The 25501-nt window shown below is 63.0% G+C and carries 22 protein-coding genes; 11 read left to right on the forward strand and 11 right to left on the reverse strand.

The features are described from left to right. The first annotated feature begins 81 nt into the window (after positions 1-81). Positions 82-315, forward strand: coding sequence for a BolA/IbaG family iron-sulfur metabolism protein (locus M2281_RS01185; protein WP_106724819.1), 234 nt, complete (start codon positions 82-84; stop codon positions 313-315). A 70-nt stretch (positions 316-385) separates the two neighbouring features. Here M2281_RS01185 and M2281_RS01190 read toward each other — a convergent pair whose 3' ends face one another. Beyond that, a complete protein-coding gene (locus M2281_RS01190) occupies positions 386-1219 on the reverse strand; it encodes a phosphodiester glycosidase family protein (RefSeq protein ID WP_280819271.1) in 834 nt (277 codons plus the stop codon). Positions 1220-1355: 136 nt separating this feature from the next. Between M2281_RS01190 and grxD the strand changes: the two genes are divergently transcribed. Both grxD and M2281_RS01200 read left to right on the forward strand, forming a co-directional pair. Next, on the forward strand, positions 1356-1688 hold the full coding sequence (gene grxD / locus M2281_RS01195) for a Grx4 family monothiol glutaredoxin (RefSeq protein ID WP_280819272.1): 333 nt from the start codon (positions 1356-1358) through the stop codon (positions 1686-1688). A gap of 98 nt (positions 1689-1786) precedes the next feature. After that, positions 1787-3031: a multidrug effflux MFS transporter gene (locus M2281_RS01200; protein ID WP_280819273.1), complete on the forward strand. Its 1245-nt coding sequence runs from the start codon at positions 1787-1789 to the stop codon at positions 3029-3031. A gap of 1 nt (position 3032) precedes the next feature. On the opposite strand, the gene ttcA is transcribed toward M2281_RS01200, so the two are convergent. From ttcA to M2281_RS01215, 3 genes are all read right to left on the reverse strand, one after another. Continuing rightward, complete coding sequence (gene ttcA, locus M2281_RS01205) at positions 3033-3890, reverse strand: tRNA 2-thiocytidine(32) synthetase TtcA (protein ID WP_280819274.1); 858 nt, start codon at positions 3888-3890, stop codon at positions 3033-3035. Between the two features lie 126 nt (positions 3891-4016). Beyond that, the gene (rpsD, locus tag M2281_RS01210; protein ID WP_280819275.1) at positions 4017-4634 is read right to left on the reverse strand and encodes a 30S ribosomal protein S4; all 618 of its coding nucleotides are present in this window, start codon (positions 4632-4634) and stop codon (positions 4017-4019) included. A gap of 209 nt (positions 4635-4843) precedes the next feature. Next, complete coding sequence (locus M2281_RS01215) at positions 4844-5257, reverse strand: winged helix-turn-helix transcriptional regulator (protein ID WP_280819276.1); 414 nt, start codon at positions 5255-5257, stop codon at positions 4844-4846. A 146-nt stretch (positions 5258-5403) separates the two neighbouring features. Between M2281_RS01215 and M2281_RS01220 the strand changes: the two genes are divergently transcribed. Then, complete coding sequence (locus tag M2281_RS01220; RefSeq protein ID WP_280819277.1) at positions 5404-6042, forward strand: NAD(P)-dependent oxidoreductase; 639 nt, start codon at positions 5404-5406, stop codon at positions 6040-6042. A 57-nt stretch (positions 6043-6099) separates the two neighbouring features. On the opposite strand, the gene M2281_RS01225 is transcribed toward M2281_RS01220, so the two are convergent. The 3 genes from M2281_RS01225 to M2281_RS01235 all read right to left on the reverse strand — a co-directional run bounded on the left by M2281_RS01225 (position 6100) and on the right by M2281_RS01235 (position 8050). After that, on the reverse strand, positions 6100-6288 hold the full coding sequence (locus tag M2281_RS01225) for a DUF3008 family protein (protein ID WP_106724812.1): 189 nt from the start codon (positions 6286-6288) through the stop codon (positions 6100-6102). A gap of 114 nt (positions 6289-6402) precedes the next feature. After that, positions 6403-7191, reverse strand: a complete 789-nt coding sequence (murI, locus tag M2281_RS01230; protein ID WP_280819278.1) for a glutamate racemase — start codon at positions 7189-7191, stop codon at positions 6403-6405. A 28-nt stretch (positions 7192-7219) separates the two neighbouring features. Then, positions 7220-8050: an RNA methyltransferase gene (locus M2281_RS01235; protein WP_280819279.1), complete on the reverse strand. Its 831-nt coding sequence runs from the start codon at positions 8048-8050 to the stop codon at positions 7220-7222. 196 nt (positions 8051-8246) lie between these two features. Between M2281_RS01235 and M2281_RS01240 the strand changes: the two genes are divergently transcribed. Next, complete coding sequence (locus M2281_RS01240; RefSeq protein WP_280819280.1) at positions 8247-9461, forward strand: NADP-dependent isocitrate dehydrogenase; 1215 nt, start codon at positions 8247-8249, stop codon at positions 9459-9461. Positions 9462-9574: 113 nt separating this feature from the next. Here the strand turns inward: M2281_RS01240 and alaS are convergent, their stop codons facing one another. Beyond that, positions 9575-12238, reverse strand: a complete 2664-nt coding sequence (gene alaS, locus M2281_RS01245; RefSeq protein ID WP_280819281.1) for an alanine--tRNA ligase — start codon at positions 12236-12238, stop codon at positions 9575-9577. Between the two features lie 218 nt (positions 12239-12456). Continuing rightward, positions 12457-13539 carry a recombinase RecA gene (recA, locus tag M2281_RS01250; RefSeq protein ID WP_280819282.1) on the reverse strand — a complete coding sequence of 361 codons (1083 nt, stop codon included), beginning with the start codon at positions 13537-13539 and terminating at the stop codon, positions 12457-12459. Positions 13540-13822: 283 nt separating this feature from the next. Here recA and M2281_RS01255 point away from each other — a divergent pair, with 283 nt between their 5' ends. From M2281_RS01255 to M2281_RS01265, 3 genes are all read left to right on the forward strand, one after another. Further along, positions 13823-14788 (forward strand): carbohydrate kinase family protein, encoded by a 966-nt coding sequence (locus M2281_RS01255; protein ID WP_280819283.1) that lies wholly within the window; start codon positions 13823-13825, stop codon positions 14786-14788. After that, a complete protein-coding gene (locus M2281_RS01260; RefSeq protein WP_280819284.1) occupies positions 14785-15702 on the forward strand; it encodes a pseudouridine-5'-phosphate glycosidase in 918 nt (305 codons plus the stop codon). Before M2281_RS01255 ends, M2281_RS01260 begins: the two co-directional genes overlap by 4 nt. Positions 15703-16680: 978 nt before the next feature. Beyond that, positions 16681-17082 carry a winged helix-turn-helix transcriptional regulator gene (locus M2281_RS01265; RefSeq protein ID WP_425537651.1) on the forward strand — a complete coding sequence of 134 codons (402 nt, stop codon included), beginning with the start codon at positions 16681-16683 and terminating at the stop codon, positions 17080-17082. A gap of 109 nt (positions 17083-17191) precedes the next feature. Here the strand turns inward: M2281_RS01265 and parC are convergent, their stop codons facing one another. Continuing rightward, positions 17192-19471 (reverse strand): DNA topoisomerase IV subunit A, encoded by a 2280-nt coding sequence (parC, locus tag M2281_RS01270; RefSeq protein ID WP_280819285.1) that lies wholly within the window; start codon positions 19469-19471, stop codon positions 17192-17194. A gap of 300 nt (positions 19472-19771) precedes the next feature. Here parC and M2281_RS01275 point away from each other — a divergent pair, with 300 nt between their 5' ends. Further along, complete coding sequence (locus M2281_RS01275) at positions 19772-20869, forward strand: hypothetical protein (protein ID WP_425537652.1); 1098 nt, start codon at positions 19772-19774, stop codon at positions 20867-20869. Between the two features lie 80 nt (positions 20870-20949). On the opposite strand, the gene aspS is transcribed toward M2281_RS01275, so the two are convergent. After that, entirely contained in the window at positions 20950-22740 is a 1791-nt protein-coding gene (gene aspS / locus M2281_RS01280; protein WP_280819287.1) for an aspartate--tRNA ligase, read from the reverse strand. Positions 22741-22937: 197 nt separating this feature from the next. On the opposite strand from aspS, the gene M2281_RS01285 reads away from it, so the two are divergent. Both M2281_RS01285 and rnd read left to right on the forward strand, forming a co-directional pair. Next, entirely contained in the window at positions 22938-24209 is a 1272-nt protein-coding gene (locus M2281_RS01285; protein WP_280819288.1) for an MFS transporter, read from the forward strand. A 36-nt stretch (positions 24210-24245) separates the two neighbouring features. Further along, a complete protein-coding gene (rnd, locus tag M2281_RS01290; protein ID WP_280819289.1) occupies positions 24246-25400 on the forward strand; it encodes a ribonuclease D in 1155 nt (384 codons plus the stop codon). Positions 25401-25501: the final 101 nt, after the last annotated feature.

Raw genomic sequence — 25501 nt, forward strand, 5'->3', positions numbered from 1 at the left:
CCTCACTCTGAACATCGCCTGACGATTGACCTCGCTCTGCGCAACGGCCATATCTGAAGGAGTGAGATTGGAGACTCCTTCATGGCAATGGACGCACGCGACATCGAAAAGCTGATCAAGGACGGCATTCCCGATGCCAAGGTCACGATCCGCGACCTTGCCGGCGATGGCGACCATTATGCTGCCGAGGTCGTGGCCGAAAGCTTCCGCGGCAAGAGCCGCGTCCAGCAGCACCAGATGGTCTATGAGGCCCTGAAAGGCAACATGGGCGGCGTGCTGCACGCGCTGGCCCTGCAGACCAGCGCCCCGGACTGAGCCGAGAGCGTTTCAGCCGGCCGATCGCCGGAGCCAATTTGGCTCCGGACTGAGCAACTCGGTCGTGCGACTACGGCTGCGTCTTTGCAAACACCGCCAATATCGGCCCCACGGGGCTGGCGCCGCCGATGATCATGTCCTTGCCGTTCGACAAGGCCGAGATCGCGCCGTCGAAATAAAGCGCGTTCGGGCATTGCAACCCATCGCGGAACAGGCGGCCGAAACTGCCGAAGCTGACCGGCTGGCGGGAGATCGCCAGCACCACAGTGTGCGGATCGCGCACACCCACGCCGTTGCGGATGTAGCGCGACGTGCCGTTCTCCTCGAAACGGGGATGCAACCGGCCGTCGATGACCAGCAGCGGGCCGGACTGAGTGGCGAAGGCGTCCACGGGCGGTGCCGCGGCATAGGCAGCCGATTCGGTGATCGCGGCGGTTCCATTGGCGCGAATGCTGAAGACGCCATTCGGCTTCATGAAGAAATTGCCGATGCCGCTTGCCAGTTCGATCGGGCTGGTCTGCCGGCCGTCCTCGACCAGCAGGCCGACTGCGGACAAATCTTCGTGATACATGCCCGCATTCATCGACAGGACCGGCTGCCTGCCCTGCCCGCTCATTGCCGCATCGAAGTTCTTTAGCGCGCGGTAGGGCTTGCCGTCGGCGTCCTTGTGGAACAGGCCGATATCGTAGCTGCGCAGATCGATCTCGCAGACGATATGGTCGGTGCCTTCGAAGCTGAGATCGCGGCAGGGCGCCGGAAGTGCTACCGCAACTAGGGGCGCGACGACCGGGCGTACGGGCTTGCGCTTCGGCCAGAAGGCGACCGCGGCAATGCATCCCAGAACGACCAGCGCAGTCGCGAGGATCGTCGAACCTTTGATGAGGCGTGAGGTGGTGCGGAGCAAGGTTTTCCCGTCGGTTTTCGCGTTGCCGCCGTTTCCGCCATTGTCAGGGGTCGACCTTGTCTCACCCGGTCAATGAGGTTATTTGAAGAACGAATATCACGGCCCAGCGCGTGCGGGCGATGAAAGGCAGATCATTATGAGCGCTATCAAGGATTTCATCGACAACGAGGTCAAGAACAACGACGTCGTCCTGTTCATGAAGGGCACCCCCGGCTTCCCGCAGTGCGGTTTCTCCGGCCAGGTCGTCCAGATTCTCGACTATGTCGGCGTGGACTACAAGGGCATCGACGTGCTGACCTCGATGGAGCTGCGCCAGGGCATCAAGGACTATTCGAACTGGCCGACCATCCCGCAGCTCTATGTGAAGGGCGAGTTCATCGGCGGTTGCGACATCATCCGCGAAATGTTCCAGGCCGGCGAATTGCAGGCCCTATTTGAAGGCAAGGGCGTAACCACACGGGCCGCCTGATAGCCTGACAAGCAATAACCGTTCCGGCATCTCGTCGGGACTTCCAGCGAAGGCGCCGGCCGTTCCGGCGCCTTATTTGGCGTTTCGACGGGGTCAGAATGGACGCTTCGACAGCAGTATCTGAAACGCGCCTCAAAGGCGTAGGCAAGTTCGAGTTCATCGCCATGATGGCGATGCTCATGGCACTCAACGCGCTGGCCATCGACATGATGTTGCCCGGCCTGCAGCAGATCGGCGCCAGTCTCGGCGTCGAGAACGAAAACCACCGGCAATATGTGATCTCGGCCTATCTGCTGGGCTTTGCATTCGCACAGCTGGCCTACGGCCCGCTGGCGGATCGCTTCGGGCGCCGCCCGCCGCTGCTGCTCGGCATCTCCATCTATGTGCTGGCCGCGGGTGCTGCGATGTTCGTGCCTTCGTTCGGCGCCTTGCTTGCCATGCGCTTCGTGCATGGCATCGGCTCGGCCGCTACGCGCGTCATCAGCGTGTCAATCATCCGCGACGTCTTCGGCGGCCGCAGAATGGCCGAGGTGATGTCACTGGTCATGATGGTGTTCATGATCGTGCCGGTGATCGCGCCGGGCGTCGGACAGGTCGTCATGATTTTTGGCGAATGGCACCTCATCTTCGGCTTCATGGCTGTGATGGCCCTTCTCGCCGGCATCTGGATCTGGGTGCGCCTGCCCGAAACGCTCGACCCGGCCGACAAACGGCCGTTCACACCGATGACTATCCTGCGCGGCTTCGGCATCGTGCTCAGCAACCGGGTTGCGCTTTGCTACACGCTCGCCAGTTCCATCGTGTTCGGCGCGCTGTTCGGCTTCATCAACTCCGCGCAGCAGATCTATGTCGGCATCTATGATCTGGGCACCATGTTCCCGGTGGTGTTCGCGGGCGTTGCCATGTTCATGGCGCTGTCGTCGTTCCTGAATTCGCGCCTGGTCGGTCGTTTCGGCATGCGCCGTCTGTCACATGGCGCGCTCATCGGCTTCATGACGGTGAGCTTCATCTGGTTCACGCTGTCGCTGATGCTGGGCTACCTGCCCTTCCCGCTCTTCCTGGCGCTTTTCGCGCTGGCGATGTTCCAGTTCGGCCTCATCGGCTCGAACTTCAACGCGCTGGCCATGGAGCCGCTGGGCCACGTCGCCGGCACGGCATCGTCGGTGCTGGGCTTCATGGGCACGGCTTGCGGCGGCGCCATCGGCGCGCTGATCGGCCAGTCGTTCGACGGCACGACCACCCCGCTGGCCATCGGCTACTTCACCGTGTCGGTGGTCGGGCTGGTCTTCGTGCTGATTGCGGAGAAGGGCCGGCTGTTCCAGCCGCACAACAAGCCGGTCTAGGTCAGGCGCTTTCCGGCGCCATCAGCCCTGCGAAATCGAACAGGTTGCGGTCGAGCAGATGGCTCGGCCGCACATTGGTCAGCGCGCGGATCATGGTGTCCTTGCGGCCGGGCATGCGCCGCTCGATATCGTCCAACATCGCCTTCATGGCGTTGCGCTGCAGGCCTTCCTGGCTGCCGCAGAGGTCGCAGGGGATGATCGGAAACTGCATCGCCTCGGCGAACTTCTCCATGTCAGCTTCCGCGCAATAGCTCAGCGGACGCAGCACCAGCATGTCGCCCTCGTCGTTGAGCAGCTTGGGCGGCATGGCGGCGAGCCGGCCGCCGTGGAAGAGGTTCATGAAGAAGGTTTCGAGAATGTCCTCGCGGTGGTGCCCGAGCACGAGCGCCGAGCAGCCCTCCTCGCGCGCGACGCGATAAAGGTGGCCGCGCCGCAGGCGCGAGCAGAGCGAGCAGTAAGTCTTGCCCTCGTCGATCTTGTCGGTGACGATCGAATAGGTGTCCTGGTACTCGATGCGGTACTCAATGCCGTGCTTGTTCAAAAAGTCCGGCAGGATGTGCTTTGGAAAGTTCGGCTGGCCCTGGTCGAGATTGCAGACCAGAAGATCCACCGGCAGGAAGCCGCGCCACTTCAGGTCGAGCAGTAACGCCAGCAAGCCATAAGAATCCTTGCCGCCCGATAGCGCCACCAACCAGCGTTCGCCGGACTTGATCATGGAAAAGTCGTCCAGCGCCTGCCGCGTCTGGCGCAGCAGCCGCTTGCGCAGCTTGTTGAACTCCACGCCCGAGGGCGTGTCGCGGAACATGGGGTGGCAGGCATCGCCTTCCAGATCGGTGATAGGTTCCGGCATCACGTTCATGGCGGTTTATTCCTGCTCGGTCGGTTTATGAGCCCGAATTAGAACAACGCCCGGCAGAGGGCAACGGGCAAAGAAAAGGCCGCCTCGAGGGCGGCCTTTCCGATAAATTCGAATTTCGCGGCCAAATTAGCGCGAATAGAATTCGACGACCAGGTTCGGTTCCATCTGCACGGCGAACGGAACGTCCGACAGGCCCGGAACGCGCTGGAAGGTGGCGACCATCTTGTTGTGGTCGACTTCGAGGTAGTCCGGCACGTCGCGCTCGGCCAGAGCGACCGACTCGAGAACGATCGTCAGCTGCTTCGACTTCTCGCGCACTTCGATCACGTCGCCGGCCTTGCAGCGGAACGAGCCGATGTTGACGCGGCGGCCGTTGACGTTGATGTGGCCGTGGTTGACGAACTGACGGGCAGCGAAGATCGTCGGAACGAACTTGGCGCGATACACGATCGCGTCCAGGCGCGACTCGAGCAGGCCGATCAGGTTTTCCGGCGTATCGCCCTTGCGGCGGTTGGCCTCGTCGTAGGTCTTACGGAACTGCTTTTCCGAGATGTCGCCGTAGTGGCCCTTCAGCTTCTGCTTGGCGCGCAGCTGCAGACCGAAGTCCGACAGCTTGCCCTTGCGGCGCTGGCCGTGCTGGCCGGGGCCGTATTCGCGCTTGTTGACCGGGGACTTCGGACGGCCCCAGATGTTTTCGCCAAGACGGCGGTCAATCTTGTATTTTGCGGATTCGCGCTTGCTCATCGCATTCCCTTTCAAAAAAAATACGCACGGAACACCGTGTTCCGAGCGAAGGAAACGCGCCCTCCTCTGGCCCCCGTTTTCGAGGCCTGACAGGATCTTCCGCGCAAAGCTGGCGGAAAAACCCACGGGACACGTAAACCGCACATTGCTGCGCGGCTGGCGGGTGGATAGGCGACTAAGCGTGGAAAGTCAACGCCATCGGGCGTTTCTCATGCATTTGCCGCATCAAAACGCTCGCGCGCCTGCTGCAGCAACGGCTGGTTCTGCTGCGCCCATAGGCCCAACGCCGCAATCGGCACCGCGATCGACTGGCCGATATCCGTCAGCGCATATTCGACCTCGGGCGGCGTGGTCGGCCGCACGGTGCGGCGCACCAGCCCGTCCCGCTCCAGCGAGCGCAACGTGACAGTCAGCATGCGCTGGGAGATTCCCTCGATGCTGCGACGCAGCGCATTGAAGCGCATCGGAGCTGGCTGGAGATTGATTACCACCAGCAGGCTCCAGGTATCGCCGATACGGTCGAACACGTCGCGCATCGGGCAGCTGCCGTTCGCGCCGCGCTCAAATCCCGGATGAGTCTGCAGCAGCGGTGCCGCGCCTTCGGTTTTCACATGCGCATCCATGCGGTTCCCTCGCTGTTACCTGAGCACGAAATCATGCGTTCTTCCCGGTTTCTCCGGCCTCCCCTATATGGTTACCGTTGATAACCTGATTACGATTTATACCCGACCTGTCGCGATTGCAAAGGGCGGGGACAAGGAGAACATCCATGAAAGTCGCTCTCATCGGCGCCTCCGGCTTCGTCGGCAAGGCCATTCTTAAGGAAGCCGCGTCGCGCGGTTGGGAAGTCACCGCGATCGCGCATCATGCCGACAAGGTAGAGAAATTGCCGGGCGTCACCGTCAGCCAAGTCGACGTCACCGACGTCGCCGCGCTCGCCAAGGCGCTCGAAGGCAATGCCGCCACCATCTCGGCCTTCAATGGCGGCTGGGGCGACCCCGACATCTACAACAAGCACCTCAACGGCTCCCGCGACATCGTCAAGGCAGCCAAGGCCGCGAAGTCGCGCCTGATCGTGGTCGGCGGCGCGGGTAGCCTCGAAGCCGCGCCCGGCGTGCAGATCGTCGATACGCCCGAATTTCCCGCCCTGTACAAGGACGGCGCGCGTGCCGCACGCGATGCTTTGAACGAAATCCGGCAGGAAAAGGGGCTCGACTGGAGCTTTATCTCGCCGCCCATCATGCTGGCGCCCGGCGCCCGCACCGGAAAGTTCCGCTATGGCGCGGACAAGCCTGTTTTCGACGACAAGGGCGAAAGCCGGATTTCCGTCGAGGACCTGGCGGTAGCAATCGCCGACGAGGCCGAGACGGGCAAGCACACCGGCAAGCGTTTTACCGTGGGCTACTAGCAGCCAAAAGAAAGGAGCACCGCGCAACCCTGCGCGGTGCTCCCATGCAAGCCCGGTTCAGTGCCTGGTCTTGTGCTCAGGCAGACCTTTCAGCTTGGTCTCGGCGAATTCCTCGAGCTGCTTTTCGCTCATCGATTCGAACATCTGTTTCGACGCGCCCTTGAGTTCGCTCACCTTGATCTCGCCGCGCTTGGCCGCAAGCGCCGCGCCGGCGGCTTTCTGCTGGGCTTTCGAAGTTGCAGGCATGGTTCAACACTCCCTGTTGTGACCCAGGGGCAAACCCATCAGCCTTCCCTAATGTTCCAGGAAGACAGTGCGACCATTGAGCCGCATTTGTGCGACGCGAGGCTGCAAAGTGCTCTAGGCGACGCTCAGCCCAAAGCCCTGCATCAGGCGGCGGGTCAGGAAATCGGCGCCGCCCGAGGTGAAGATCGCCACGTCCGGATCATGCTCCGGCTCGGCTTTCGACGCAGCCGGAATGAGCGACAGCGCCCGGCGCGCGATCGCTTCGGCCGGGTCCAGCCAATCAACCGGCCAGGGCGCCAGCCGACGAAAAACATTGGCCAGGAACGGATAATGCGTGCAGGCCAGCACCACGATGTCGGTGCGCTGGCCGTCCTGTTCGACGAAGCAGGGCTCGATCTCGGCCCGGATGGCCGCATCGTCCAGCAGTGCGCCGCGGATATAGGCTTCCGCCATGCGGGCGAGGCTCTGGCTGCCGACGAGCCGTACATGGCAGGCATTGGCAAAGGACTGGATCAGGTCGCGCGTATAGGCGCGCTTTACGGTGCCAGGTGTGGCCAGCACCGAAACCAGCCCCGAGCGCGTGCGCTCTGCCGCGGGCTTGATCGCCGGCACCGTGCCGACGAAAGGCGTGCCGGGAAAGGCCGCGCGCAGGTCCGACAGCACCAGCGTCGAGGCTGTATTGCAGGGGATGACCGCGATTTCCGGCCTGTGCTTTTCCAAGAGTTCGCCGAACAGGTCGACAATGCGCACTCTTAGCGCATCCTCCTCCCAGTCACCGTAGGGGAAAGCGGCGTCATCTGCCACATAGACGAAACGGCGGTCGGGCATCAGCACGCGCGCCTCGCGCAGCACGGTGAGCCCCCCAATGCCGGAATCGAACATCAGCACCGGCCGGTCGGTCATGTTTTCAGCGTTCCTCGTCCGTTACGACCTAGTCGCTTTTACTATGCCTATCACGATCTTCTTTCGCCTTCCTTTCCGGGTGGCCGGAGCCTCTCGGCGTCTTGGGCGAGAAATAGTCGAGCGAAGAAATGATCCCTCTAAGCAGCTTGATCTCTTCCAGCGTGAATGCCGGTCGGGTCAGCACGGCGCGCAGATTGTCCAGCATCTTCGGCTTTTTCGCGGCCGGGCGGAAATAACCACGCGCATCGAGCGCTGATTCCAGATGGCCGATCATGCCGTTGAGATGCTCCTTGCTGGCCGGCATCACCTCCGGCCCGGAAAACGGCGTCTCTTCAGCCCCAAAGCCCGACTTCATCCACTCATAGGACATCAAGAGCACGGCCTGCGCGATGTTGAGCGAGGCGAAGGCCGGATTGACCGGGAAGGTGACGATCTCGTCCGCCATGGCGACTTCCTCGTTCGACAGGCCGAAGCGCTCGCGCCCGAACAGGATGCCGGTGCGCTCGCCTGCGACGGTGCGCGTCCGCAGTGTGCGGCTCGCCTGCTCGGGGCCGCGGACCGGCTTGAAGCCGTCGCGCTCGCGCGCGGTCGTTGCATAGATGAAGTTAAGGTCGGCCACCGCTTCTTCCAGCGTGTCGAACACCACCACACCGTCGATGACATGGTCGGCCTTGCTGGCCGCCGCGCGCGCCTTGTCGCTCGGCCAGCCGTCGCGCGGATTGATCAGGCGCAATTCCGATAGGCCGAAATTGGCCATGGCGCGCGCCACCATGCCTATGTTCTCGCCGAGCTGCGGCTCGACTAGTATAATCGCCGGGCCTCCGGTGATCAGGGGTTTGTCGTGATCGGTGCCTGCCATTGTCCTTAACTGAAACCTGCGTTTGCCGGCGCCCTATCTCGCACAAGTCGCCGGGAAACGAAACATCCCGTCCCGCGCCGGCGCCTGCCCCGGCGGTAGCGTTTGCGCGCCCACCCCCGCTTTGCTATAGGGGCCCGAACTCCCTTCGCAAACCCGTTGGAACAATTGCGTTCCGCTCCCAGAACGAGGCATTTCCATGACAAAAATCAAGGTGGATAATCCGGTCGTCGAACTCGACGGCGACGAGATGACCCGCATCATCTGGCAGTTCATCAAAGAGAAGCTGATCCACCCCTATCTCGATATCGACCTGAAGTACTATGACCTCGGTATCGAGAACCGCGACGCCACCAACGACCAGGTGACGATCGACGCGGCCAACGCGATCAAGCAGTACGGCGTCGGCGTCAAGTGCGCCACCATCACGCCGGACGAAGCCCGCGTGGAGGAATTCGGCCTCAAGAAGATGTGGAAGTCGCCCAACGGCACCATCCGCAACATCCTGGGCGGCGTGATCTTCCGCGAGCCCATCATCTGCAAGAACGTGCCGCGCCTGGTTCCGGGCTGGACCAAGCCGATCATCGTCGGCCGTCACGCCTTCGGCGACCAGTACCGCGCCACCGACTTCAAGTTCCCCGGCAAGGGCAAGCTGACGATGAAGTTCGTCGGCGAGGACGGCAAGGAAATCGAATACGACGTGTTCGACGCGCCGTCCGCCGGCGTCGCCATGGGCATGTACAACCTCGACGATTCGATCGCCGAATTCGCCCGTGCCTCGTTCAACTATGGCCTGCAGCGCAAGGTGCCGGTCTATCTGTCGACCAAGAACACCATCCTCAAGGTCTATGACGGCCGCTTCAAGGACATCTTCCAGCAGGTCTTCGACGCCGAATTCGCCGAAAAGTTCAAGGAGGCGAAGATCTGGTACGAGCATCGCCTGATCGACGACATGGTCGCCTCGGCGCTCAAGTGGTCCGGCGGTTACGTCTGGGCCTGCAAGAACTACGACGGCGACGTGCAGTCGGATATCGTGGCGCAGGGCTTTGGCTCGCTCGGCCTGATGACTTCGGTGCTGATGACGCCGGATGGCAAAACCGTCGAGGCCGAGGCCGCGCACGGCACCGTCACCCGCCACTACCGCCAGCACCAGAAGGGCGAGGAAACCTCGACCAACTCGATCGCCTCGATCTTCGCATGGACGCGTGGCCTCGCCCACCGCGCCAAGCTCGACAACAATGCGGAGCTCAAGAAGTTCGCCGACACGCTGGAGCATGTATGCGTGCAGACCGTGGAAGCCGGCTTCATGACCAAGGACCTGTCGCTGCTGATCGGTCCGGACCAGCCGTGGCTCTCGACCACCGGCTTCCTCGACAAGATCGACGAGAACCTGCGCGCGGCCATGGCTGCGTAAGGCAAGACGCCTGAACGAAAAAAGCCCCGGAGCGATCCGGGGCTTTTTTGTATCCGTATTCTTGTCGGGAGGCTCCGGGAGTCACCGCCCCGGAGCGAATGGATCAGTCGCGCTTACTGGAGCGCGGTCTTCACGGCGTCGATCGCCGCCTGGGCCTTGGTTGCATCGGGGCCACCGGCCTGCGCCATGTCGGGCCGGCCGCCACCGCCCTGCCCGCCGAGCGCGGCGGAAGCGACGCGCACCAGATCGACGGCGCTAAAACGCTGGGTGAGATCGTCGGTGACGCCGACGACCACGCTCGCCTTGCCGTCTTCTGCCGTGCCGACGAACACGACGATGCCCGAGCCGAGCGACTTCTTGCCCTCGTCAGCCAGCGGCTTGAGGTCCTTGGGCGACACGCCGGAAACCACGCGGCCCATGAAGCCCACGCCGGCAACCGTCTCGTTCTCGGCGACCGCGCCATTGCCGGTCGAGCCGCCGCCGAGTGCCAGCTTCTTGCGCGCCTCGGTCAGCTCGCGCTCGAGCTTACGGCGTTCCTCGACCAGCGCTTCGACGCGCGACAGCGCATCGGCCGGAGACACTTTTAGCGCCGACGCGATCGCCTTCAGGCGACGGTCCTGCTCGTCGAGATGGCGGCGCGCGGCCTCGCCGGTCAACGCCTCGATGCGGCGCACGCCGGACGCCACCGCGCCTTCCGACACCAGGCGCACCAGGCCGATATCGCCCGTGGCGCCGACATGGGTGCCGCCGCACAACTCAGTCGAATAAGACTTGCCGGCCTTGTCGCCATGCAGGCCCGTGCCCATCGACACGACGCGCACCTCGTCGCCGTATTTTTCACCGAACAGCGCCATGGCACCCTCGGCGATGGCATCGTCCACCGCCATCAGGCGGGTCACGACCGGGCTGTTCTGCGTTACGATCTCGTTGGCCATGGTCTCGACGCGCTCAAGCTCCTCGGCCGAAATCGGCTTGGGATGCGAGAAGTCGAAGCGCAGGCGCTCCGGCGCCACCAGCGAGCCCTTCTGCGCCACATGGGTGCCAAGCACCTCGCGCAGCGCCTCGTGGATGAGGTGGGTGGCCGAGTGGTTGGAGCGCAGCCGGGTGCGGCGCTCGTGGTCGACCTTCATCTCCACCGGCGCGCCGATCTTGACGCTGCCCTTGGTGACCTTGCCGGAGTGGACGAAGAGGCCGTCGCCCTTCTTGTGCGTCTCAGTGATCTCGATGGCGAAGCCTTCGCCCGACATGGTGCCCGTGTCGCCAACCTGGCCGCCCGACTCGCCGTAGAACGGGGTCTGGTTGACCACGACGTCGATCGTGTCGCCCTCATCGGCCGACTGGACGACAGCGCCATCCTTCACCAGCGCGGCGACAACGCCCTCGGCCTGCTCGGTGTCGTAGCCGAGGAACTCGGTCGCACCGACCTTGTCCTTGACCGAGAACCACACGGCCTCGGTTGCGGCCTCGCCCGAGCCCGCCCAGTTGGCGCGCGCCTCGGCCTTCTGGCGTTCCATCGCGGTATTAAAACCGTCCGTGTCGACGGAGATGCCACGCTGGCGCAGCGCATCCTGCGTAAGGTCGAGCGGGAAGCCGTAGGTGTCGTAGAGCTTGAAGGCGGTCTCGCCGTCGAGGCGGTCGCCGCTGTTCATGGTGTCGGTCGCATCGGAAAGAAGCGTAAGGCCGCGCGCCAGCGTCTTGCGGAAGCGCGTTTCCTCGAGCTTCAGCGTCTCGGTGATGAGCGGCTGGCCGCGCACCAGCTCGGGATAGGCCTGGCCCATCTCGCGCACCAGCGCCGGCACGAGGCGCCACATCAGCGGCTCGGCGGCGCCCAAAAGCTGCGCATGGCGCATGGCGCGACGCATGATGCGGCGCAGCACATAGCCGCGGCCCTCGTTCGACGGCAGCACGCCGTCGGCGATCAGGAAGCTCGACGCACGCAGATGGTCGGCGATGACGCGGTGGCTGGCGCGGTTCTTACCCTCGGCCTTGACGCCGGTCGCCTCTTCCGACGCGCGGATCAGCGCCTGGAACAGGTCGATGTCATAATTGTCGTGCTTGCCCTGCAGCACGGCCGCGATGCGCTCCAGCCCCATGCCGGTGTCAATCGACGGACGCGGCAGCGCGACGCGCTCTTCCTTCGTCACCTGCTCGAACTGCATGAAGACGAGGTTCCAGATCTCGATGAAGCGGTCGCCGTCCTCATCCGGGCTGCCGGGAGGGCCACCGGCGATGCCTTCGCCGTGGTCGTAGAAAATCTCCGAGCACGGGCCGCACGGACCGGTATCGCCCATCGCCCAGAAATTGTCGCTGGTCGGGATGCGGATGATCTTCCGGTCCGGCAGGCCGGCGATCTTCTTCCAGAAGTCAGCCGCCTCGTCATCGGTGTGGTAGACGGTGACCAGCAGCTTTTCGCGGTCGAGACCGAATTCCTTGGTGATCAGGTTCCAGGCAAGCTCGATCGCACGCTCCTTGAAATAGTCGCCGAAGGAGAAATTTCCGAGCATCTCGAAGAAGGTGTGGTGGCGCGCGGTGTAGCCGACATTGTCGAGGTCGTTGTGCTTGCCGCCGGCGCGCACGCACTTCTGCGCGGTCGTCGCACGCGAATAGTTGCGCGTCTCGAGCCCGGTGAACACGTTCTTGAACTGCACCATGCCGGCGTTGACGAACATGAGGGTCGGATCGTTGCGCGGCACGAGTGGGCTCGACGGCACCACCTCATGGCCATTCTTCCGGTAGTAGTCGAGAAAGGTCGACCGGATTTCGTTTACGCCGCTCATGTACCTGCCTTTACGAGAAATCCGCCCACGCGGGAGGCGGAAAATGAACATGGCCTTTTAGCCTTCGCATTCTACCCTGTCCAGAACGCCGAAAGCCGACGCTTTTTCCGGGGCGCGGCCACGAAAGCCCCGGAAGGCCGCCCGGGAACCCGCATCATGCAAAGAGGCCGCCGGCGCGAACGCCAGCGGCCTCCCAAACCTCCGAGATGCGGCGAGACTTAGGCCTCGCCAGCCTCGTCGAAACCTTCTTCACCGCCCTGGTCGAGCATCTTCTCGGCGATCAGGCCGGCATTCTGGCGCAACGCCATCTCGATCTCGCGCGCCGTGTCGGGATTGTCGCGCAGGAACTGCTTTGCATTCTCGCGGCCCTGGCCGAGACGCTGCGAATTGTAGGAGAACCACGCGCCCGACTTCTCGACGACCCCGGCCTTGACGCCGAGATCGACTAGCTCGCCGGTCTTGGACACGCCCTCGCCATACATAATGTCGAACTCGACCTGCTTGAAGGGCGGGGCCAGCTTGTTCTTCACCACCTTGACGCGGGTCTGGTTGCCGACGACCTCGTCGCGGTCCTTGACCGAGCCGATGCGGCGGATGTCGAGGCGCACCGAGGCGTAGAATTTCAGCGCGTTGCCGCCCGTGGTCGTTTCGGGCGAACCGAACATCACACCGATCTTCATACGGATCTGGTTGATGAAGATGACCATGGTGTTGGAGCGCGAAATGGTCGCGGTGAGCTTGCGAAGCGCCTGGCTCATCAGGCGAGCCTGCAGGCCGGGCAGCGCGTCGCCCATCTCGCCCTCGATTTCGGCGCGCGGCGTAAGTGCTGCAACCGAGTCGATCACCAGCACGTCGATGGCGCCCGAACGCACCAGCGTGTCGCAGATTTCAAGCGCCTGCTCGCCCGTGTCGGGCTGTGAGATCAGCAGGTTTTCCAGATCGACGCCCAGCTTGCGGGCATAGACCGGGTCGAGCGCGTGCTCGGCGTCGACGAAGGCGCAGATACCGCCCTTCTTCTGTGCCTCGGCCACCGTGTGCAGCGCCATCGTGGTTTTGCCCGAGCTTTCCGGGCCGTAGATTTCGACGATACGGCCGCGCGGCAGACCGCCCACGCCAAGCGCAATGTCTAGGCCGAGCGAGCCGGTCGAAACCGTTTCGATCTCGACGCTCTTCTCATTTGCGCCGAGACGCATGATCGAGCCCTTGCCGAAAGCGCGCTCGATCTGCGACAGCGCTGCATCCAGAGCCTTAGTTTTGTCCACCGAATTGTCCTCAACAAGCCGCAACGAATTTTGAGCCATGATACATTACCCCTTGGACGTCAATGAAGGCCGGAAATTCCCCTTCTTTGATTGCTTTGTACCTTTTTTGTTCCGTTTTGGCAATAGACGTTAAGCTATTGAATATAAGTTAATTTTCAAATTTGTTCCATTTTTGTACACGGCTATCACACTTTGGTGTGCGCGCCGCGCTCCGCGGCTTTCATCGGCATGAAGCGGCACCGGGACGATTCGTTTCCGCGCATTGCCCGCCGTGCTGCGAGATCATAAGGTCCGCGCCGGTTCGTTTCGACAGGACACACGCATGAAATCTCCCAACATTCTGGCCGTCGGCGGCGCGCATGTGGACCGGCGCGGCCAGGTCAGTGGCGTCTATGTACCCGGCGCCTCCAACCCCGGCACCATGCGCGAGGACGTCGGCGGCGGCGTCTTCAACGCGCTGCGTGACGCGATTCGACGCGGCGCCAAGGCCTCGCTGATGTCGGTGCGCGGGGGCGATGCAGCCGGCGAGATGGTGGCTCGCGCCATCGCCGAGGAAGGCATCTTGGACCTCTCGGCCGTGTTCCTCGACCGCACGACGCCGAGCTACACCGCAATCCTCGACCGCGAAGGCGACGTCATCACCGGCTTTGCCGATATGATGCTTTATGAACTGGCGTTCCCCAAGCAGATGCGCCGCTCGAAGCTGCGCGAGGCGGTCACCAGTGCCGACGCCATAATGTGCGACGCCAACCTGCCGGCCGAAGCCCTGCGCAGCCTGGTGGGCGCTGCAGCTGGCAAGCCGGTCTTCGTTGTCGCCGTCTCGCCGGCCAAGGTGGTGCGGCTCAGCGGCCTGCTTTCCGACCTTTCCTGCCTGTTCATGAACCGCCGCGAAATCCGCGCCCTGGCCGAAACCGACGACACCGACATTGCGGCAGCGATTCAGGCTCTGCGCCAGCGCGGCCTTGCCCGGGGCGTCGTCACTGCCGGCGAAAGCTCGGTGATCGGCTTTGACGGCGACGAGCTGTTTGCCATCACGCCGCCGCCGGCGCGCAAGGTGGTGGACGTGACCGGCGCGGGCGATGCGCTGGCCGGCGCCACCACGGTTGCCATGCTGCGCAGCCTGCCGCTGCGTGCCGCGCTGCGCGAAGGTGTCGCGGCCGCGGTGCTGGCGGTGGAAAGCGACAAATCCGTGCCGGATTTGTCGGCCAAGGAATTTGCCGCAGTGCTGTCCCTTGTGCCCGAGGCCGAGGATATGCATTTAGGCGCCTCAACCGGAGACATTTCATGACGCCAGAAACCGCCCGCCCCTTCATCGACATCCACGCCCCGGTCGCCGAGGCGCTCGCTTCGGGCAAGCCGGTGGTGGCGCTCGAAAGCACCATCATCACCCATGGCATGCCCTATCCGCAGAACAGCGAAATGGCTGCCAATGTCGAGAAGATCATCCGCGAGGAAGGCGCAGTACCTGCCACCATCGCCGTCATCGACGGCCGCCTGAAAGTCGGCCTCTCCGACGCCGAGCGCGAGGCACTGGCCAAGACCACCGGCACCATGAAGCTTTCGCGCGCCGACCTCGCCTTTGCCGTCGCGCAGGACCGCACCGGCGGCACCACGGTTGCCGGCACCATGATTGCGGCTCAGCTGGCCGGCATCCGCGTCTTCGCCACCGGAGGCATCGGCGGCGTGCACAAGGGCGCCGAAAAGAGTTTTGATATCTCCGCCGACCTCGACGAGCTGGCGCGCACGCCCGTGATCGTCGTCTCGGCCGGCGCCAAGGCCATTCTAGACATCGAAAAGACGCTGGAAGTGCTGGAAACGCGCGGCGTGCCGGTCGTCGCCCATGGCTCGGACATCATGCCCGCCTTCTGGTCGCGCATTTCGCCCTATGCCGCGCCGCTGCGCCTCGATGCGGCCGCCGACATCGCCGCCTTCTTCCGCACGCGCCAGGCGCTCGGCATCGAAGGCGGCATGCTGGTTGCCAACCCGGTGCCGGCTGCCGACGAAATCCCGGTCGAGACCATGGCCGGCTACATCGACGCTGCCCAGCGCGACGCCGAGGCACAGGGCGTTTCGGGCAAGTCGGTTACGCCCTTCCTGCTCGCCCGCATCCTCGAACTGACCAATGGCGCGAGCCTCAAGACCAATATCGCGCTGGTCGAAAACAACGCCCGCCTCGCCGCAAAGATCGCCAAGGCGCTCTAACAAGCAAGTATTGCGCACGCGCTTCTCTCGTGGGGTAGCGCGTGCCGACACGAAGGCGGCTGGCTGAACGCCCCTCTGTTTAGCCAGAAACCCGTTCCGCGCTCTCTTGGCCGCAATGACGCCGGCAGGGGCCCCTCGTCATCCTCGCGCCCCGAGCGCGGGCGACAGCGGAGCGAGGGGCGAAGATTGGCCGCGCCGCCCCACCCACTTCGTCATCCTCGGGCCGGAGCACGAGCGCAGCGAAGTGCGCAGCTCCCGGGGATCCATGCCGGTCGGCCAAAGCTGCCGCAGCGGTGCAGGCACGCCCAATCGGAACCCGGTCTGTGGATGAATTTGCCACGACTCTGGCGCGAACCAATTGAAATCACTCGCGCCGAAAGAAAATCGACGCCCATTTTCTCCCCCACCTTTCCACCTCCCACATAATGTCCGCATCGGCCTCACCGGGAACACGGGTCATGAACCGGATGAGCGTGGAGGCCGACGATGTCCGGGCTGGTGGCGCTAACGGTGGCGCTGCTGGATGATGAATCCCCAAGTCCGGGCCCAGGGTGTGGCTGGCCGCGCGAATGCGGAGGCGAACAAACCCAGGCAAGCGCATCGAACGGGCGGTCCAAGGGCCGCAAGATTTACCTAAACGAGCGCGTCCGACGACCGCCCGTTTTCCCAGTCTTCCGAAAGGGAGCGTTCTTTGAAATAGCCAGACGGTGAGAACCGGGCGTGGCGATGAATAGCTGTACCCTTCAAGACAAGCGCGGAGTCTGGTTCGATGTCCCTCTCCCAGAGCTGAAAAACCTTAACGAATCGCGCCAGATCACAACCACGTCAAGAATGTTACGACATGTTCAACAAATCGTGATGGGATCAGGCAAATCGAGGTCACCTTTGGTCTTCATTTCTTGACTGTAAATGCCCATTTTCGCGCTTCCCGCGTTACCTCCCCACGCGGGGGGAAATTTGGAATTGCGTTGAAATTCAATGAACAAGATTGCACATCCCGTAGCGAGCCAGCCAGACACTGACGGCGAAGTTCCCTACAAATACTTCATCGAGGCCATGCGGCCGCTCACCGGTAAGTGGAAAATCGAGATCATGTGGTTGCTGGCACAGGGCACCCACCGATTTGGCGAATTGCGCAGAGCGCTTCCCGGCATCACCCAGCACATGCTGACCGTCCAACTGCGCGAGTTGGAGGCTGATGGCCTCGTCAAGCGCACGGCCTATGAAGAAATGCCCCCGCGTGTGGAATACGACATCACTGAGGCCGCCCGTGGCCTGCAGCCCGTATTCGAGACCCTCATCGCGTGGTCAAAGCAGCACGGGCCGATCTCGCGCAGGCACACGGTCGGCCGCGATCAGCCAGGCGCGAACGCAGTCTGACCGATCGTCAAGTTTCGGACACTAATGCGAGTTGGCCTTCGCCATCTCGCCTTTTCGTGTTTGAAGCATGATCTTGCCCGAAAGGTCCTAGACCTTCCGGGACAAGTTTTTATCCGCCGAATTTACCAGTGCGTGGAAAACCCTTGGGCACCATGCGGCCGGCCGCGGCGCGGTTGCCGATCCACTCGATCAGTTCCTCGCGGCTGCGCACGAAGGTGCGCTCGGCCGAATCCTGCCAGCTCAGCCCGTCGGTCATGGCGAAGAGCTTGATGTCGAGCACGCCGCCGTCCTTATAGCGCTGCAGGCGCACGCCCTTGCCCCGCGTCATTTCCGGGATTTCGGAAAGCGCGAATACCAGTAGCTTGCGGTTGTCACCGACGATTGCCACATGGTCGCCCGTTACGGACAAGCAGAGCTTGGCCTCGTCCGGCAGCTTGACGTTCATCACCTGCTTGCCCTTGCGGGTGTTGGCAACGACGTCCGGCTCCGGCACGACAAAGCCGTTGCCCTCGGTCGAGACCAGCAGCAGCTTGCGCGACGGGTCGTGCACGAAGGCGGTGACGATATCCTGATCGTTCTCCATGTCGACAATGATGCGGATCGGCTCGCCATGGCCGCGACCGCCCGGCAGACGGTCGACGCCGATGGTGTAGAACTTGCCGCCCGTCGTGAAGACGAGGATCTTGTCGGTGGTCTGGGCATGAAAGGCGAGCTTGAGCCCATCGCCCTCCTTGAAGGTGAATAGCGAATGGTCGTTGAGGTGGCCCTTCATCGCCCGCAGCCAGCCCTTCTCGGAGATGACGACGGTGACCGGCTCCTTCTCGATCATCGCGTTCTGAATATCGTTCAGATCGTGGTCGGGCGCGTCGGCGAAGGTGGTGCGGCGCTTGCCGACCTCGGGGCTTTCCTCGGGGCCAAAATCGCGGCGCACCTTGTGGACCTGCCAGGCAATCGTCTTCCACTGCTTTTCGTCGGAAGCCAGCAGTCGCTCGATCTCGTCCTTCTCGCTGCTGAGCGCGTCATGCTCCTTGCGGATCTCGAGCTCTTCCAGCTTGCGCAATGCGCGCAAGCGCATGTTGAGGATCGCTTCGGCCTGGATGTCGGTGAGCGACCAGCGGGCCATCATCACCTGCTTGGGCTCGTCCTCCTCGCGGATGATGCGGATCACCTCGTCGAGATTGAGATAGGCGATGAGGTAGCCGGCAAGGATTTCCAGCCGGCGCTCGATCTCGGCCAGCCGATGCTTGGAGCGGCGGACCAGAACTTCCTTGCGGTGCTCCAGCCATTCCTGCAGCACGCTCTTCAGCGACAGGACGTTCGGCACCTTGCCGCGCGACAGCACGTTCATGTTGAGCGGGAAGCGGCTTTCGAGCTCGGTGAGCTTGAACAGCGATTCCATCAACAGGCCCGGGTCGACGGTGCGGCTCTTGGGCACTAGAACGAGGCGGATGTCCTCCGCGCTCTCGTCGCGAATGTCTTCGAGCAGCGGCAGCTTGCGGGCCACCAGAAGCTCGGCGATCTTCTCGATCAGGCGCGCCTTCTGCACCTGATAGGGAATTTCGGTGACGACGATGTTCCAGGTGCCGCGGCCCTGGTCTTCAACCGAATAACGGGAGCGGACGCGGAAAGAGCCTCTGCCCGTCTCGTAGGCGTCGAGGATCGAGGCGCGGCTGTCGATGATGACGCCGCCCGTGGGGAAGTCCGGCCCCTGCACTAGCCCGTCGCCCGGCTCCTTGCTGACGAGATCGTCGACGCTCGCGTCGGGATGCTCGATCAGGTGCAGCGCGGCGGTGCAAAGCTCGGCGGCATTGTGCGGCGGAATGGAAGTCGCCATGCCGACCGCGATGCCCGACGAGCCGTTGGCAAGCAGGTTCGGGAAGGCGCCGGGCAGAACCACCGGCTCCTCGTCTTCCTCGTTGTAGGTCGGCCGATAATCGACGGCATCCTCGGTGATGCCTTCCAATAGCGCCACCGACACCTCGGTCATGCGCGCTTCGGTGTAGCGCATGGCAGCGGCGTTATCGCCGTCGACATTGCCGAAATTGCCCTGCCCATCGACCAGCGGGTAGCGAACGGCAAAGTCCTGCGCCAGGCGCACCAATGCGTCGTAGATCGACTGGTCGCCATGCGGGTGGAACTTACCCATCACCTCGCCGACGATGCGGGCGCACTTGGCAAAGCCCTGGTCGGGGTTGAGGCGCAACAGCCGCATCGCATGCATGATGCGCCGGTGCACGGGTTTGAGCCCGTCGCGCACGTCCGGCAGCGCACGGTGCATGATGGTCGACAGCGCATAGGCAAGATAGCGCTCTTCGAGCGCCTTCTTCAGATCGACCGGTTCAATATGATCGCCATCGCCGGAACCCGGCGGCAAGAGCCTTTTTCCCATCGTTTTCGGTTATCCGACCGTGCGATTCGCGGCAAGAGGGCGAATTGAAGCAAAAGCGCAAGCCCGGGCATGGGCATTTACTGCCCAGGACGCGTCATCTTCCGATTGCCTTTTTCGTGGATTTTTGAGCATGCTCCTCGCGAGCTGCTCGTTTCCGGGTCAGGCATGACTGGAAACGGCACAGTAGTTTTTTCTCAAGGACCAGCAATGATGATCCGCACGACTTTTCAAAAGCTCGCTTTGTCGACCTTTCTTCTTGCGATGCCGTTGCACGCGGCTTACGCGCAGGACACAACTGCCGTGACCCAGCGCTTCAAGGAGCTCCTAGCCTCCCAGAACATGGATGTCGACTGGAAAGAGGTCAACGGCGATTCCTCCAAGATGGTCTTCGAAGGCGTGACCTTCGGCACCCCCGGTGAAAAAGAGCGCCTTTCGATCGGCAAGCTCACCTTCGAGGGCGTGAGCGAAGAGAACGGCGGATACAAGATCGATACGGTCACCACCGAGCCGTACCACTTCGCTGAAGACAAGGCTTCGGTCGACATCAGCTCGCTGGTGCTCTCGGGCGTCGTGCTGCCGGCTCCCGGTTCGACCGACGCGCTCGGCTCGATGGCGATGTACGATTCCGCCTCGCTCGCCAGCCTGGACGTCAAGATGGCCGACAAGCCGGTGTTCACGATGTCCAATCTCTCGGTCGAAATGACGCCCCCCGCGGACGGCAATGCGCTGGAGTTCACCAGCTCGATCGAGAAGTTCACCGCCGATCTGAGCGCGATCGACGACGCCCAGACGAAGGCAGTCATCGACGGCATGGGCTACCAGTCCATCAGCGGCTATGTCGAATCGGCTGGCTCCTGGCACCCCACCACCGGCCGGCTGACCCTGTCGCAGAACGACATCTCGATCGAGAATGCCGGCACCATCGGCGTGACCTTCGATCTCGGCGGCTACACGCTGGCTTTCCTCAAATCCCTGCAGGACCTGCAGAAGAAGATGGCTGACCAGCCCGAAGGCGCTGACAAATCGGCCCAAGGCCTGGCCATGCTGGGCCTCATGCAGCAACTGACCTTCGAAGGTGCGAGCGTGCGCTTCGACGACGACTCGCTGACCGGCAAGGTGCTGGAATACGTTGCCAAGCAGCAGGGCGTGCAGCCGACCGACATCGCCAACCAGGCCAAGGCCGTCGCGCCGTTCATGACGTCCCAGCTCAACAATCCGGACCTGTCCGGCCAGATTAGCGCTGCCGTCAACAAGTTCCTGGAAGAGCCGAAGAGCATCGAAGTCAAGGCCGCGCCTTCCGCTTCGGTTCCCTTCGCGCTCATCGCCGCGGGCGCCATGGCCAACCCGCTCGACCTGCCCAAGACGCTCGGCGTCACGGTCCAGGCCAACGAAGAGTAAGCCTCGGACTTGGAAACGAAAAAGCCCGGCATCGCTGCCGGGCTTTTTTTATTGCGGTGAGAAACGCTTACGGGCGGTTCTCAATCTTCCTTCTTGGGCAGCGCCACGCGCAGCGACAGCTCGCGAAGCTGTGCCGGGGTCGCTTCCGACGGCGCGTTCATCAGGAGATCCTGCGCCTGCTGGTTCATCGGGAACAGCGTCACTTCACGCAGGTTCTTGGCGCCGACGAGCAGCATGATCACGCGGTCGATGCCGGCCGCCATGCCGCCATGCGGCGGGGCGCCATACTGGAACGCGCGGTAGAGGCCGCCAAAGTGCTCCTCGACTTCCTCGCGCGACTTGCCGGTCAGCTCGAACGCCTTGACCATCACTTCGGGAAGCTGGTTGCGGATCGAGCCCGACGCGATCTCGTAGCCGTTACAGACCATGTCGTACTGGTAGGCCTTGATGGTGAGCGGATCCTGGGTGCTGAGTGCTTCCAGGCCGCCCTGCGGCATCGAGAACGGGTTGTGGGCAAAGTCAATCTTCTTTTCCTCTTCCAGCCATTCGTAGAAGGGGAAGTCGACGATCCAGCACAACTCGAAGCGGTCGCGGTCGACGAGGTTCAGTTCCTCGCCCGCACGAGTACGCGCCTCGCCGGCGAACTTGTAGAACTTGGCCGGGTCGCCCGCGACGAAGAAGGCGGCATCGCCGTCTTCAAGGCCGAGCTGCTGGCGGATCGCATCGGTGCGCTCCTCGCCGATGTTCTTGGCGATCGGGCCGGCGCCCTCGAGCTTTTCACCTTCCTTGCGCCAGAAGATATAGCCGAGGCCCGGCTGGCCTTCGCCCTGCGCCCAGGAGTTCATGCGATCGCAGAAGGCGCGGCTGCCGCCGGTCTTGGCGGGGATCGCCCACACCTCGACCTTCGGATCGTTGGCGATCATATTGGCGAACACCTTGAAGCCCGAACCGGCAAAGTGCTCCGTGACTGCCTGAATCTCGATCGGGTTACGCAGGTCCGGCTTGTCCGTGCCATAGGTGCGGATGGCCGTGTCGTAGGGAATGCGACGGAACGTCTGCGTGACCGGCTTGCCTTCGGCGAACTGTTCGAACACGCCGCGCATGACCGGTTCCATCGTGTTCCAGACGTCTTCCTGGGTCACGAAGCTCATTTCGAGGTCGAGCTGATAGAATTCACCCGGCAGGCGGTCGGCGCGCGGGTCTTCGTCGCGGAAGCAGGGCGCGATCTGGAAATAGCGGTCGAAGCCGGCAACCATCAGCAGCTGCTTGTACTGCTGCGGCGCCTGCGGCAGCGCGAAGAACTTTCCGGGATGGATTCGGCTCGGCACCAGGAAGTCGCGCGCGCCTTCCGGCGAGGAAGCCGTCAGGATCGGCGTCGAATATTCGGTGAAGCCGACATCGTTCATGCGCTTGCGCATGTCGGCGATGATCTTGGTGCGCGCAACGATGTTCCGGTGCAGCGTCTCGCGGCGCAGGTCGAGGAAACGATACTTGAGGCGGATGTCTTCCGGATAGTCCGGCTCGCCGAAGACCGGCAGCGGCAGCTCCTTGGCGGCCGACAGAACTTCCATCTCGCGGGCGAAGATTTCGATCTCGCCGGTGGCGAGGTTCGCGTTGGTGGTATCGCCGGTGCGCGCCTTGACCTCGCCGTCGACGCGGATGACCCATTCGCCGCGAACGGTCTCGGCGACCTTGAAACAGGGCGAATCCGGATCGGCGACGATCTGCGTCAGACCGTAGTGGTCGCGCAGGTCGATGAACAGCAGGCCACCATGGTCACGGACACGATGCACCCAGCCCGACAGCCGAACGATCGATCCAACATCCGATTTCCTCAATTGGCCACAAGTGTGAGAGCGGTAACGGTGCATGATGAAATTCCGGTCAGGAGTTTGCTTGGCCGTGCCGACGCTTCGGCGCGCAGCTCGAAAATTTGCGCGAAAAGCGCATGGGTACTAGATTTTGTCAAGGCAATGCCGCGTTTTGGTCCAATACCCAGAGGGATTGGGGGTGGCATTGATGCGTCTTATAGGTCACTACTGCCATTTCTCCACCTGATCGTTGCCTGATGTCCTCCATACGCCCGCTTATCCCGCTTCTCGTTGCCGCAGGCTTTCTGCTCGGCGGCAACGGCCTGCAAGGCACCCTGATTGCGCTGCGCGGCGCCCAGGAAGGCTTTTCGCCCTCGACCATCGGCTTCATGGGAACGACCTATTTCGCCGGCTTCCTGCTCGGCTGCATGGCGATCTCGCACATCATGAAGGCCGTCGGGCATGTCAGGTCGTTTTCGGCGCTTGCGGCGATCGCCTCGGCCGGCACGCTGCTTCTGGTCCTCGTCATCGATCCGGTGATGTGGTCGACCATGCGCTTCATCACCGGCTTCTGCTTTGCCGGCCTCTTCACCGTCATGGAGAGCTGGCTCAATTCCGGCGTACAGAATCATGACCGGGCGCGCGTGCTGGCGCTCTACCGCATCATCGATATCGGTTCGGTCACCGGCGCGCAGTTCATGATCCCGATTTTCGGCGCGAGCGGCTTTGCCATCTTTGCCATGATGTCGATCATGATCACCCTGTCGCTGGTGCCCGTCTCGCTGGGCGACCGTTCCAACCCGAAGGCGCCGGAAGACGTCAAGCTCGACCTCGGCCGCGTGTGGCGCATCTCGCCGCTGGGCTCCATCGGCTGCATCGCCGTCGGCGTCACCAACAGCGCCTTCCGCACGTTGAGCCCCGTCTATGCCCAGCAGATCGGCATGTCGGTTGCGGATGTGGTGACCTTCGTGTGCGTCGGCATCATCGGCGGCGCGATCATCCAATATCCCCTTGGCAGCCTGTCGGACCGCTGGGATCGTCGCAAGGTGCTACTGCTGACGACGACCTTCGCCATGCTGGCGGCAGTCGTCATCACGACGATGGCCGGCAAGACGGCCCTGGCCAATTTCGGACTGGTGTTCATCTTCGGCTCGTTCGCAATGCCGCTCTACTCGCTGTCGGCTGCGCATGCCAACGACCGGGCCGACAAGCACGAATTCGTGCTGGTGAATGCGGCGCTGATGCTCTTCTATTCGATCGGTGCAATCGCCGGCCCCTTCGCCGCCTCGACCGTCATGCAGTTCTGGGGGCCGCATGCGCTGTTCGGCTTTATGGCGGCGATCTACTCGATCTTCATCGTGATCATCATCTATCGCATGGGGGTTCGCAGCGCGGTACCCGCCAATCGGCGCGGCCGGTTCATCGCGCTGTTGCGCACATCCACGGTTTTTGCCCGGCTCGCGCGCCGTAAAGGTGATACCGTCCGTCGTCCGCAGGCCGCGGCGCTTGACGAAAGCGTCTCGGACTGAAAGGAAATACCGTCCATATTCTGTTAACGAAATTTCATGCACATCATAACAACCCAGCAAGAGCTCGAAACCGTCATTGCCGCACTCGGCAAGTCGGCGTTCGTCACTGTCGACACCGAATTCATCCGCGAGACGACCTTCTGGCCGGAACTCTGCCTGATCCAGATGGCCGCGCCCGGCGTGACCGCGCTGATCGATCCCCTGTCGCCAAACATAGATCTCAAGCCGTTCTTCGAGCTCATGGCGAACGAAGCGGTGGCGAAGGTTTTCCACGCCGCGCGGCAGGACATCGAGATCATCTTCCATCTCGGCGAGCTCATCCCGCACCCGGTGTTCGACACCCAGGTGGCGGCGATGGTCTGCGGCTTTGGCGACAGCGTTTCCTATGACCAGCTGGTGCAGAAGGTCACCGGCACCCAGCTCGACAAGTCGTCGCGCTTCACCGATTGGCGCAACCGGCCGCTTTCCGACAAGCAACTGACCTACGCGCTGGCCGACGTGACGCATCTGATCGAGGTCTACGAGCATCTCCAGGCGCAGCTCGAGCGCGACAATCGCGCCCACTGGCTGAATGAGGAGATGGAGGTCCTGACCTCCCGCGAGACCTACGATCCGCATCCCGACGATGCGTGGAAGCGGCTGAAGATGCGCCTGCGCAAGCCGATCGAGCTTGCCGTGCTGCAAAGCGTGGCCGCTTGGCGCGAGCGCGAGGCGCGTGACCGCAACGTGCCGCGTGGCCGGGTGATCAAGGACGACGCTATCTACGAGATCGCCCAGCAGCAGCCGCGCGACGCGGCCGCCCTCGCCCGCCTGCGTACGATCCAGAAGGGCTGGGAGCGCTCTTCCAGCGCCGCAGCACTGCTCGAAATCGTCAATCAGGCGCTTCAGCTGCCCAAGGACCAATTGCCGAAGCTGCCCAAGCAGCATCAGGCCCCCGAAGGCACGAGTGCCGCAGCCGAGCTGCTCAAAGTCCTGCTGCGGCAGGTCGCCGACAAGGAAGGCGTGGCCGCCAAGGTCTTGGCTTCGAGCGATGACATCGACCGCATCGCGGCCGAAGGCGAGAAGGCTGACGTGCCGGCCATGCATGGCTGGCGGAAGGAAGTGTTCGGCAATATCGCATCGCGCCTGGTGCGCGGCGAACTCGCGCTCAAGTTCGAGCGCAGGAAGATCGTGACTTTCGAGACGGAATAGTCAGGGCCGCGGCCTCGTTCGGCGGCGGCGTGGCGACCTTATCGCCCGCCAATTTTTCCAGCCCAGAATAAAAAATCGGGCCGGCATGCATCAAGTGCGAT

Origin of the sequence: Pseudaminobacter soli (ex Li et al. 2025) (genome assembly GCF_029892515.1) — a bacterium.
Taxonomy (GTDB): Bacteria; Pseudomonadota; Alphaproteobacteria; order Rhizobiales; family Rhizobiaceae; genus Pseudaminobacter; species Pseudaminobacter soli_A.

What these genes read in the sequence shown, in the direction of transcription:
- aspS (WP_280819287.1), bottom strand. Translation starts at nt 22,740, where the DNA reads ATGCACCGTTACCGCTCTCACACTTGTGGCCAATTGAGGAAATCGGAT.
- M2281_RS01265 (WP_425537651.1), top strand. Translation starts at nt 16,681, where the DNA reads ATGAACAAGATTGCACATCCCGTAGCGAGCCAGCCAGACACTGACGGC.
- rnd (WP_280819289.1), top strand. Translation starts at nt 24,246, where the DNA reads ATGCACATCATAACAACCCAGCAAGAGCTCGAAACCGTCATTGCCGCA.
- M2281_RS01240 (WP_280819280.1), top strand. Translation starts at nt 8,247, where the DNA reads ATGACAAAAATCAAGGTGGATAATCCGGTCGTCGAACTCGACGGCGAC.
- recA (WP_280819282.1), bottom strand. Translation starts at nt 13,539, where the DNA reads ATGGCTCAAAATTCGTTGCGGCTTGTTGAGGACAATTCGGTGGACAAA.
- M2281_RS01215 (WP_280819276.1), bottom strand. Translation starts at nt 5,257, where the DNA reads ATGGATGCGCATGTGAAAACCGAAGGCGCGGCACCGCTGCTGCAGACT.
- M2281_RS01255 (WP_280819283.1), top strand. Translation starts at nt 13,823, where the DNA reads ATGAAATCTCCCAACATTCTGGCCGTCGGCGGCGCGCATGTGGACCGG.
- parC (WP_280819285.1), bottom strand. Translation starts at nt 19,471, where the DNA reads ATGGGAAAAAGGCTCTTGCCGCCGGGTTCCGGCGATGGCGATCATATT.
- M2281_RS01285 (WP_280819288.1), top strand. Translation starts at nt 22,938, where the DNA reads ATGTCCTCCATACGCCCGCTTATCCCGCTTCTCGTTGCCGCAGGCTTT.
- M2281_RS01185 (WP_106724819.1), top strand. Translation starts at nt 82, where the DNA reads ATGGCAATGGACGCACGCGACATCGAAAAGCTGATCAAGGACGGCATT.
- grxD (WP_280819272.1), top strand. Translation starts at nt 1,356, where the DNA reads ATGAGCGCTATCAAGGATTTCATCGACAACGAGGTCAAGAACAACGAC.
- alaS (WP_280819281.1), bottom strand. Translation starts at nt 12,238, where the DNA reads ATGAGCGGCGTAAACGAAATCCGGTCGACCTTTCTCGACTACTACCGG.
- murI (WP_280819278.1), bottom strand. Translation starts at nt 7,191, where the DNA reads ATGACCGACCGGCCGGTGCTGATGTTCGATTCCGGCATTGGGGGGCTC.
- M2281_RS01225 (WP_106724812.1), bottom strand. Translation starts at nt 6,288, where the DNA reads ATGCCTGCAACTTCGAAAGCCCAGCAGAAAGCCGCCGGCGCGGCGCTT.
- rpsD (WP_280819275.1), bottom strand. Translation starts at nt 4,634, where the DNA reads ATGAGCAAGCGCGAATCCGCAAAATACAAGATTGACCGCCGTCTTGGC.
- M2281_RS01220 (WP_280819277.1), top strand. Translation starts at nt 5,404, where the DNA reads ATGAAAGTCGCTCTCATCGGCGCCTCCGGCTTCGTCGGCAAGGCCATT.
- M2281_RS01235 (WP_280819279.1), bottom strand. Translation starts at nt 8,050, where the DNA reads ATGGCAGGCACCGATCACGACAAACCCCTGATCACCGGAGGCCCGGCG.
- M2281_RS01260 (WP_280819284.1), top strand. Translation starts at nt 14,785, where the DNA reads ATGACGCCAGAAACCGCCCGCCCCTTCATCGACATCCACGCCCCGGTC.
- ttcA (WP_280819274.1), bottom strand. Translation starts at nt 3,890, where the DNA reads ATGAACGTGATGCCGGAACCTATCACCGATCTGGAAGGCGATGCCTGC.
- M2281_RS01200 (WP_280819273.1), top strand. Translation starts at nt 1,787, where the DNA reads ATGGACGCTTCGACAGCAGTATCTGAAACGCGCCTCAAAGGCGTAGGC.